The sequence below is a fragment of the Leisingera sp. ANG-Vp genome (genome assembly GCF_000813725.1).
Lineage (GTDB): Bacteria > Pseudomonadota > Alphaproteobacteria > Rhodobacterales > Rhodobacteraceae > Leisingera.
This window is the reverse complement of sequence record NZ_JWLD01000063.1, coordinates 94,483-103,898: the sequence shown is the minus strand read 5'-3', so window position 1 is coordinate 103,898 and position 9,416 is coordinate 94,483. Positions and strand designations below refer to the sequence as shown.

The window sequence follows — 9,416 nt, the reverse complement described above, 5'->3', positions numbered from 1 at the left end:
GCGGCACCGCCACTTCCTGCAGGGGCAGGCCGTCCACCGGGAACAGGCGCAGATCGCCCTCAGCGGCGCCAAACTCCATATCGCCTTGGAATATCAGCCAGGTGGCATTGCCCGAGGGCGCATCAAAGACCGAGTAGAGAAAGCCCAGCTCCGCCGCGATGCCTTGCCCTGCCAGCGATTTTTCCAGTGCCGCGCGCCCCTCCCGAAAGCCCGCGCAGACATCGCCCATCGGCAGCGACCAGCCGTCCGGCGTCTTGCGCAGCAGCACCTCGCCGCCGCGGTCCAGCACGCAGCCCACCCGCACGCCGCCATGATGCGAGACGGAGTCGGCGGCCTCCTCGGCCAGACCCAAGTCCAGATAGTGGCCGCGCAAATAGGCCAGCGGCCGCCCGTCGGTCTGGCCGAAATCCTCGATCTGACCGATCAGGATCACATGATCGCCCGCATCCACCAGATTGTCGGTGGTGCAGTCGAACCAGGCCACAGCCTCTTCGATCAGCGGCGAGCCCTCAGCGCCTTCACGCCAGGCCGTGTCCGCAAACCGGTCCTCCACCTTGGAAGCAAAGCGGTTCGATACATCCTTCTGTGCCTCGCCAAGAATATTGACCGCAAAGCGGCCGGCCTGGGAGAAGTGGCCGATGTTGGAAGAGGTCTTGGCGAGGCACACCAGGAGCAGGGGGGGCTCCAGGGAAACCGAGGTGAAGGAATTGGCGGTAAAGCCGATCGGGTTGCTGTCTGCATCCCGCGCCGTCACCACGGTGACGCCGGTGGCAAAACTGCCAAACGCCTGCCGCAGCTGCCGCCGCCTGTCTTCGCTGTCTGCGGCCAAAGTGCTCACGGGTCCGGTCCATTCCTGGTTCTGTTGCCCACAGATTAGGAGTGGAAAACGCCCGCGGTCCTCCGGTGGTTTGATCTAGGTCAGAAAGTATTTTTCCTACGGACCATAGGAACTACGAAGTTTTTGCAGGCGGATCGCCAGATCAAGTTCAAAACACTTGTCAGAATCGTCGAAATCCAGCCCGTGCTGATCGCTCAGCTGCTCCAGCCGGTAGCGCAAGGTGGAGACATGGATTCCCAAGGCGTCCGCCGCCTCCTGATAGCGCCGCCCGGTCTTCAGGAAAGTCTCGATGGTCTCTGCCGCCGCCTGCGCCTTACGCCCGGTGCCATTCAGCACCTCAGGCAGCACGCTGCCGAGATAAGCCTCGACCTTGACCATCTCGGCCGAGGCCATCAGCGCCGGAAACTCCCCCACTTTCACTGGCGTCACCCAGCCCGAAGCCTGCATCGACTGCGCCACTTCCAGCGTATTGGCGCAGGTTTCGCGTGCCTTCGGCAGCGCCTCGAAACCCTCAACCAGCTCCGACATCACCAGCGCCGTACCTTCAGGCAGCAACGAGCGGATGCGGGACAGGAACAGCCCCTGCTGCCGCACTGCCTCGCCGGCGCGGTCGTCCAGCAGCAGCATCAGATCGCCATCGAGCAGGCAGGAGACCGAGGCCCCGAACACCGATTGCGCGCTGCGCAGGATGAAGCTGTGGGTTCCGTCGTCAACGCTGCCGCCGGGCAGCCGCAGCACCACCAGACGCAGCGGCGCCTGCAGGTCGAAATCGAGCCGGTGCGCCTCGTCCAGCATCTCGTCACGGTCGCGCCAGTCGCCGCTGAACAGCCGCGACATCAGCCGCCGCGCGGTAACCCGGCGCGATTTGAACTCGATGAAGCTGCGCAGGATGAAGGAAGACAGCGCCAGCCGCCCGGCCTGCGCCGCAATGCGCTCGTGATCGCTGAGCGGCTGGCTGCGGAAGAAAAACAGCGCCCCCACGTGGCTGCCGTCGATCTGCAAGGGGCTCACCTCAGCGCGGATGGTGGAGCCCGCCACCGTCAGATCCATCACCGTGCCGCTGGCAAGACCACGCGCCGAGATGGCGGCTAAGATCAGATCCTCCGGCACCCGCCGGGCTGTGGCCAATGCAACCGGCGGCGGCACCTCCGGATCAAACAGCCCGCGCCCTGAAGTGAGATCAACCGCCAGCCAGCCGGCTGGAAACAGGCTGCTGAGACCGGCGGCCAGAGTGCCCGCGGCTTCGGTGTCCAAAGTCTTGGTCAGCGAAGCCGTCATGTTTTCCAGGATTGCCCGCATCCTCTGAGCTTGCTCACGCTCGTCCTCCAGTTTGCGCATCTTGCGGACGGCAATGGTCACCAATTCCGCAACGCACTGCAAGAAACTGAGATCTGTTTCATCCACTTCGATGACTGCGCGCGCAGCCACCGAATAAACCATTTGCCGCCGTTCGGCGTCGCGAACCTCCAACGGTATCATCACTGTGGTACGGTATCCGCGCCGCCGCGCATCGTCGCGAAACCCTGGAAATTCATCTTGTGCCGCCGCGTCCTGCAGGATCAAAGGCCTGCCTTCTTCCAGCACTTTGCCCACCGGGCTCAGCCGTGCGTCCCAGCCCGGGAAATTACTCAAATCGCTTTGGTTGAACGGATCGTGCCGGACAATCGGGATCGCCAATCCGGCAACGGAATCCAGCACTTGTATGCTGCTCATATCCCATTGCGAATGAGCGCAGACACCGCGGGTCAGCAGCAGATAGGTTTCCTCGGCGTCCTGACTCTCATCAATGAACCGCGCAAGGCTGGAAATATTGCGGAAATGATTGGCAAGGCTCAGTTTTCCAGATCGCGACAAGGCAAGCTCCAGCCCAAGGCAGGGCATTCTGTTGTAATTGGCAACACTCGGGCGAGGCCGCCAATCAGGTTCTTTGATGCCTGGAGACTATTTTGAATTGCCGGGACAATTCAACAAACCGGTAGGTCTGCGCATACTTCTAACGACCGGCAGGTCTTACATTTCATGCCCCCTCTGCTTCGCCGGGGCCGCCGGCATTGCGGGCGCAGCATACCAATCAGCCATTCTGCCCGCTGCTCTGTTCTGCGGTGCCATTGCCTGCCTGCACCTGCGCCCGCTCCCGAACACGCGGGCAGGACGCTGCCCGCCAGTAGCCATAGCCCATGATGCCGGCTCCGGCGAAGGTATTGCCCAGGGTGACGAACAGCAGGTTATGCGCCGCACCGGCAATAGAGATGCCGTCCGGGTGGTCCGACAGCAGCGCCACCGAAAACACGGTCATATTGGCCACGCTGTGCTCAAACCCCGCAGCGATGAAGGCGTAGAGGCACCAGAAGATCACGATGCATTTGGTCACGTCATCCTTGGCCCGCGCCGAACACCATAAGGCCAGGCAGACCAGCCAGTTGCACAGCACCGCCTTGGCAAAGAGCTGCAGACCGGTTCCATGCATTTTCTTGGCCGCCACCTTGTACAGCAAGGCGTCTTCGCCTGCGCCCAGGATCAGCCCGCCGCCGCCCGCCACGAACAGCAGCGCCAGCAGCAGGGCACCGGCCAGGTTGCCGGCCCAGCTGGCAGCCCAGCAGCGCAAAAGAACGCCCAGCCCGCTCTGCCCGGCCAGCAGCCCGTGGGTCATATACATGGTGTGGCCGGTGAACAGCTCAGCACCTGCAAACACCACCAGCGTCAGCGCGATGCCAAAGCTTGCACCCATCACGATAGGCCGGATAGCGCCGTCCACCCCCTGCCCTACGGAGAAGATCAGCAGGATGCCCGCGCCAACAAATGCACCCGCTTTCAGGGCCAGGATCACAAAGGCCAGCGGATCCGCCCGCAGAGCCTCCGCCTTCTTCTGCGCAAGCTGCGCAAATCCCAGGACGGTATCGGCATAAGTCATCTCACTTCAAGCTCCGCATCTGGAGCATCCGGCAGCGCCAAGCGGCCCGCGGCGCGGATGCCCGAACAAAACCGGGATGGCCCAAAGGCAGGCCAGAGCCGCGGCAAGGTAAAGGAAGGCAAAGCCCAGGTCGTGCTGGGCTGAAACCAGGTACGAGTTGCAGATCCGCACCGGGGCATGGGTGTAAAGAAACCCGAGCACCCCCAGCATCGACAGCGCATTGGCTTTCAAAAAGCCCCGCAGGATCGGGCCAAGCCAGGGCCAGGAGAGCCGCAGGGGCAGCCCCAGCAGCAGCGGCAGGGTGATGTATTTGGCCGTTTCCCCTGCCGGGGACAGCGCCCAGTCCACATTGCGCGGCAGCATCCAGAACAGGAAGACGGTCAGCGCCGCCAGCAGCAGCGGCACAGCCCAGCCGCGCGGGATCTTCAGATCCCAGGCCGCCATGAAACCGGCCAGAACCAGCAAGGGCATTTGCACCAGAACATGCTGGACAGGGCTGGCCACCGCCGCCTCCCGCAGCGCAACCGCCTCGGCAAAGGCAAGCAGGGCGAGGCAGATCATCCTCATGGCTGCCCCCCGCCGGCATAGGCCAGCACAGCCTCCACCGCGTCCGTGTCATAGACGGCGGAGAACCTGCCGTCGCTGGTGATCACATGGATCGCGGCATTGTGCTGGTAGCCGCCCCATTCATCCGGGATGACGGTCACGTCAAACAGCTCCAGCAGGTCCGGCAGGTCCTGTTGCAATGGCCGTGCAACGGTCCACATGGCGCCGTCAGCGTCATGCGCATCGCCGTAGATGGCCATCTGCTCCGGCGTGTCGCGCACGGGGTCGAAGCTGACCGAGAGCAGCCGGACCCTCAGCCCCCGCGCCTGCAGGCGGTCGCGGATTTCGGCAAAGTCCGCGGCGGCAATCTGGCAGATGTCGCCGCAGACCGTGTAGATGAACTCAACCAGCACCACCTCGCCCGCCTGCGGCAGCAGCGGCACCTGCCGGCCGGCCATATCCTCCAGCTGCACCGCCGGAACGGCACGGGGCGCGCGCACCACATCCAGCCGGCGGGCCGCCTCGCTGGTGAAGGCCTGCGCCCCGTCGGTGGCCTGCCACAGGACCCCGCCGCCGATCACGGCGGCGAGAACCGAGGGGAGAGCCCGGACCAGCATCAGCCTTCGCTCCGCCCCAGCCGCGCCACAAAGCGCAGGACAAAGATCAGCGTTCCCAGCACCACCAGCACGCTGAACAGGGTGCCGATGCGGTCATGGGTCAGCCATTCTTCGTAATGCACCGCCCAGCGGCGCGGGATTGAGGCTGCGCCCGAGAACAGGAACACCGTCACAAAACCGGCAGCACCCGCCAGGTAGGTCGCAAAGGCCGCACGGTCCAAGCCGCCCATCTGCGAGATCGTCTTGCCGCGCACCAGCCAGGCCATGAAGCCAAAGGCCATCGCAACTTCGCCCAGCAGCAGATAGGTGTGGAAATGGCCCGGCACCCACATGGTGTTATGCATCACCTTGTTGACGCTGATCATCCCGTCGATCGAGGCCGGGATCGACCCCACCGACCATCCGGCCACCGACAGCACCAAGAGCGATGACGCCAGGTCCCAGGTCATCTTGGAACCGCGCACATAAAGGAAGGTGGAAAAGGCCGTGACCGCGATCAGGGGAATGCCGCTGAAGTAGGAGACCAGCTGCCCCACCACCAGCATCCAGGGCGGCATCACCACATCCTGCAGCAGGTGGTGCCAGTAGACCGCCATCACAAAGATCAGCACCGCATTCCAGGCAATGGCAAACAGCCGGTTCGATTTCCACGGACGCCCGGTGTATTCCGGCAGGATCTCGTAGACCGCCGTCACTGCCATATAGATCGAGGCGTTGATGAAGACATGGCCGAAGAAATAGATCAGGTTCTTGGCCAGCAGCGCGTCGACCTCAAACCCCGGCACCAGAAGATGCACCAGGCTGGCGACCAGAACGGCTGCGCCCAGAATGATGCCGATCGAGTTGAAGATGGTCACAGCTGCGGCGGCCACGATGGTCGGCGGCGGCGGGTTTTTGTCCTCGCGTCCCAGGATCAGGTTCCAGCCAAGCGCCCGCGCCAGGCTGCCGTAACGGGCATGGATCTGGCGGCCAAGCTCCAGATAATACAGCAGAAAGCCGACGCCAATAGAGACATAGCCCAGCATGAAGGCCGCGGCTGCCCCAGCTTCCCAGGCACCGCCGGACAGGGCGGGCAGCGGGAACAGGAAGGTCCAGGCACCGCCGTAGCCGCCGACGAAGATCGCGCCCAGGATCAGCACGACCCCCAGCAGGAACAGGCCAAGGAAGGCCCAGTAGATACCAGCGGTCAGCACCACATGGCGGCCGCTGAAGTACCACAGGATGGCCGCGCCCGAGAGCGCCGCAGTGCCGACCATGCCCGCGCCATGCGCGGTCAGGATCTGATAGAACAGCGCCGGGTCCAGCTCGATCCACTGGCCCTGGGCCGCGCGCATGATCAGGCCGAAGACCATCATCAGTGCAAAAACCGCGCCCGACAGGATCATCGTCAGCTTGACCGCTCCGGCCTGGGGCGCCGCTGAGGGTTCAGTTGCGGCATGCCCGGCCGCAGCAGGTTCAGATGCAGTGCTCATTTATTCCTCCGCCGCTACAACTTCGAATTCATTGACCATGTCGTGGTGGGCCACCCCGCAGAACTCCATGCACAGAACCTGATAGGTCCCCGGTTCTGTGAAGGTGTAAGTGAGTTTGGTGGTATAGCCGGGGATCGCCTGCACCTGGGTCAGCAGCGTGAGGCCGCTGTCATAGATGCCCATGCCGTGGGTCACATCCTCGGTTGTCACATTGAAATTGACCGGCGTGCCGGCCGGGATTTCGGTGGTGTCGATATCCCACCACCACTGGCCGCCGCTGACGTGCACCTCCAGCGCATCGCCGGTGCTGGCCAGCGCATGCGGCCACTGCCGCAGCGAACCAACAGAGATAATCACGCCCGCGATTGTCATCGCCCAGATCAAACCGGTGCGTTTGCTGTTTGCCTTCGGGCCGGGCGCCTCCCCGCGCGACGCACGGGCCGCCAGCCAGAAGGCCGCCGTCAGCGCCGCCATCAGGATCAGCGAGATCAATAGAACAACTGGCTGCATGTGCGGCCTCCTTTAATAGGTATTTATAATGCCTATTATTTGCTGCGGCAGGCCCGAGTCAATAAAATACGTATTTTCAAAACGTATTTTTTGTGGGATGAACGCGTATGCAGATCACCAAGTTCTCAGACTACGCCCTGCGCATCCTGATCCACCTCGCCACCCACGAGGAGGGCCTGATGTCGACCCGCGAGATTGCCGGGATGCAGAATCTGCCCTTCAACCACCTGGCCAAAATCTCCCAGTGGCTGACCCACGAGGGCTATGTGGAATCGATCCGCGGGCGCAACGGGGGCATGCGTTTGGCGCTACCGCCGGAGGCGATTTCCATCGGCGGGCTGCTGCGCAAATCCGAACGCGGCACACCGCTGGTGGAATGCATGAAAGAGGACGGCGGCTGCTGCGTGATGACTCCGGCCTGCGGGCTGCTGCCGATTCTGAACGAAGCGCAGGAAGTGTTCTTTGCCGCGCTCGACAGCAAGACTTTGCAGGATGTTCTGAACGGAAACCGCGGCATGAAGAACCTGATTCGGGCGCTGGAGGCTGGCCGCGGAGCTGCCTGAAGCTCTTAATACGCAACCATCATGCGTATATATTCCGCAAGAAACCTACTTGGCGGCGCCCGAAACCACGTCTTTCAGTGGCTGATCTTCCCAAGCATCAAACGCCACAGACAAGTGCCAGGCCTTGAAACCGATGTAACCGGCCAGCAGGGCCAGTATCAGCAGATACATGGCCCTGCGGAACCGCGGGTTTTCCTCAGCTTGGGGCATCTTCAGCATTCCACAGCAGGTAAAGTGTCAGCATCCGGATTTGCGCATCGCTCAGCCGGCCTTCCCAGGCGGGCATGACCCCCTGCCTGCCGTAATAGACGCTCTGGAAGATGTCGTCCCGGCTGCCGCCGTAGATCCAATGGCCATCCCCAAGATCCGGCGCGCCGTTTTCATAGCCGCCGCGGCCGTCATCGCCATGGCAGGAGGCGCAGTTCTCCTCAAAGACCACACTGCCCGCTTCAGCCGCAGCCGCATCGTGTTCTTGCCCGGACAGCGACAGCACAAACTCCGTCACCTCCTTGACCTGCGGTTTTTCGATCATCCCGTCGGCACCAAAGGCCAGCATCTGGGCAATCCGCGTCTCGTCATGCAGGGCGTTGATGCCATAGCGGATGGTGTATTCGATCTCTTCCGGTGTGCCGGACCACAGCCAATGCCCGTCCGCCAGGCTGGGGAACCCGGGCTGCCCCTTCAGGCTGCCGGTATGGCACGCCGCGCAATTGTCGGCGTAGAGCTTGGAGATAGAGGCGCCGTAACGGGCCTCCAAAGATGCATCCGCCGCCAGGGCCTCGATGTCCCCGGTGGCAAACGGAGCAAAGGCCTGCTCCCTCCCGGCGTCCGCCTCGGCCACCGCTGCCGTCACCTCCGCCCGCGAGGAATAGCCAAGCACGCCCCGCGCATATTCCGAAACCAGCGGAAAGGATGGGTAGAGAATCCAGTACAGGACCGACACCGCGATGCTGATCCACAGCGCCCAGCGGGAGGCCCGGGGCACCGGCGTGTCCATCTCCTTGATCCCGTCCCACTCGTGGCCCGTCAGCTCGGTGCCCGAGACCGGATCCTTTTCTCTTACCGCCATGGCTGATCCTCCCGCCCGTCCAACGGAGATTGCGCCGCATCGTCATACATCCGCCGCCGCGAGGGCCAGTAGACCCAGACCACCGCCGCCAGAAAGACGGTCAGCAAGTAGATCGCGCCCCAGGTCTTGGAGAAAACCAGAACTGCATCATGGGTCATCGGTTCACCTCCTCCAGGTTCAGCGAGTCGAAATCGACCAGGGTGCCCAGCATCTGCAGGTAGGCGACCAGCGCGTCCATTTCCGTCAGCCGCCCGGGCTGGCCGTCAAAGTCGCGCACCTGCACATTTGCGCCATAGCTCTCCTGCAGCTCGCCTTCGAAGTTCTGCTCGAAATCCGCCTGCCAGACCGCGTCCTTTTCGGCGTTTTCGATCTGGGCGTCCGTGTAGGGCACCCCTGCCCGGCTCAGCGCCTTCAGCGCCGCAGGCAGGTGGCCGGTCGACAGCCGGGTTTCGGACAGGAAGGCATAGCCGGGCATCACCGAACCGGGGACCAGTTCGCGCGGCGCTTCCAGATGCGCCACATGCCAATCGTCCGAATACTTGCCGCCGATCCGTGCCAGATCCGGCCCGGTGCGTTTCGAGCCCCATTGGAACGGGTGGTCATACATGCTTTCGGCCGCCAGGCTGTAGTGCCCGTAGCGTTCCACATCCGAGCGCAGGGTGCGGATCATCTGGCTGTGGCAGGCATAGCAGCCCTCGCGCACATAGATATCGCGCCCGGCCAGTTCCAGCGGCGTATAGGGCCGCATGCCCTCCACTTCCTCTACCGTGTTTTCGATGGTGAACAGCGGCGCGATTTCCACAATGCCGCCGATCGAGGCCACCATCAGGATCATCATGGCAAATCCCAGCGAGTGGCGTTCAAGCTTCTGATGTGCTGTGCTCATGGGC

12 protein-coding genes are annotated in these 9,416 nt (G+C 63.2%); 1 reads left to right on the top strand and 11 read right to left on the bottom strand.

The window, feature by feature from the left end; all coding sequences use genetic code 11:
- From RA20_RS19005 to RA20_RS18975, 7 genes are all read right to left on the bottom strand, one after another.
- Nucleotides 1–838, bottom strand: an 838-nt coding sequence (locus RA20_RS19005; protein ID WP_152618552.1) for a flavin reductase family protein, incomplete at its 3' end; no start/stop codon positions are given.
- Nucleotides 839–934: 96 nt separating this feature from the next.
- Nucleotides 935–2,692, bottom strand: a complete 1,758-nt coding sequence (locus RA20_RS19000) for a helix-turn-helix domain-containing protein (RefSeq protein WP_206540117.1) — start codon at nt 2,690–2,692, stop codon at nt 935–937.
- Nucleotides 2,693–2,909: 217 nt separating this feature from the next.
- On the bottom strand, nt 2,910–3,749 hold the full coding sequence (locus RA20_RS18995) for a formate/nitrite transporter family protein (RefSeq protein WP_039132382.1): 840 nt from the start codon (nt 3,747–3,749) through the stop codon (nt 2,910–2,912).
- Nucleotides 3,750–3,755: 6 nt separating this feature from the next.
- Nucleotides 3,756–4,316 carry a hypothetical protein gene (locus RA20_RS18990; protein WP_039132380.1) on the bottom strand — a complete coding sequence of 187 codons (561 nt, stop codon included), beginning with the start codon at nt 4,314–4,316 and terminating at the stop codon, nt 3,756–3,758.
- Entirely contained in the window at nt 4,313–4,912 is a 600-nt protein-coding gene (locus tag RA20_RS18985; RefSeq protein ID WP_039132378.1) for an SCO family protein, read from the bottom strand. The genes RA20_RS18990 and RA20_RS18985 overlap by 4 nt, the downstream gene beginning before the upstream one ends.
- Nucleotides 4,912–6,384, bottom strand: coding sequence for a cbb3-type cytochrome c oxidase subunit I (locus tag RA20_RS18980; protein WP_039132376.1), 1,473 nt, complete (start codon nt 6,382–6,384; stop codon nt 4,912–4,914). Before RA20_RS18980 ends, RA20_RS18985 begins: the two co-directional genes overlap by 1 nt.
- Nucleotides 6,385–6,894, bottom strand: coding sequence for a cytochrome c oxidase subunit I (locus tag RA20_RS18975; RefSeq protein ID WP_039132374.1), 510 nt, complete (start codon nt 6,892–6,894; stop codon nt 6,385–6,387).
- A 107-nt stretch (nt 6,895–7,001) separates the two neighbouring features.
- On the opposite strand from RA20_RS18975, the gene RA20_RS18970 reads away from it, so the two are divergent.
- The gene (locus tag RA20_RS18970; protein ID WP_039132372.1) at nt 7,002–7,457 is read left to right on the top strand and encodes an RrF2 family transcriptional regulator; all 456 of its coding nucleotides are present in this window, start codon (nt 7,002–7,004) and stop codon (nt 7,455–7,457) included.
- A gap of 45 nt (nt 7,458–7,502) precedes the next feature.
- Here the strand turns inward: RA20_RS18970 and RA20_RS25860 are convergent, their stop codons facing one another.
- The 4 genes from RA20_RS25860 to ccoO are packed head-to-tail and all read right to left on the bottom strand — an operon-like array spanning nt 7,503 to nt 9,412.
- Nucleotides 7,503–7,667, bottom strand: coding sequence for a hypothetical protein (locus RA20_RS25860; protein ID WP_193748876.1), 165 nt, complete (start codon nt 7,665–7,667; stop codon nt 7,503–7,505).
- Nucleotides 7,654–8,526, bottom strand: a complete 873-nt coding sequence (ccoP, locus tag RA20_RS18965) for a cytochrome-c oxidase, cbb3-type subunit III (protein ID WP_039132370.1) — start codon at nt 8,524–8,526, stop codon at nt 7,654–7,656. Before ccoP ends, RA20_RS25860 begins: the two co-directional genes overlap by 14 nt.
- Complete coding sequence (locus tag RA20_RS18960) at nt 8,517–8,684, bottom strand: cbb3-type cytochrome c oxidase subunit 3 (protein ID WP_024096594.1); 168 nt, start codon at nt 8,682–8,684, stop codon at nt 8,517–8,519. The genes ccoP and RA20_RS18960 overlap by 10 nt, the downstream gene beginning before the upstream one ends.
- Nucleotides 8,681–9,412: a cytochrome-c oxidase, cbb3-type subunit II gene (ccoO, locus tag RA20_RS18955; RefSeq protein WP_039132367.1), complete on the bottom strand. Its 732-nt coding sequence runs from the start codon at nt 9,410–9,412 to the stop codon at nt 8,681–8,683. Before ccoO ends, RA20_RS18960 begins: the two co-directional genes overlap by 4 nt.
- Nucleotides 9,413–9,416 lie beyond the last annotated feature (4 nt).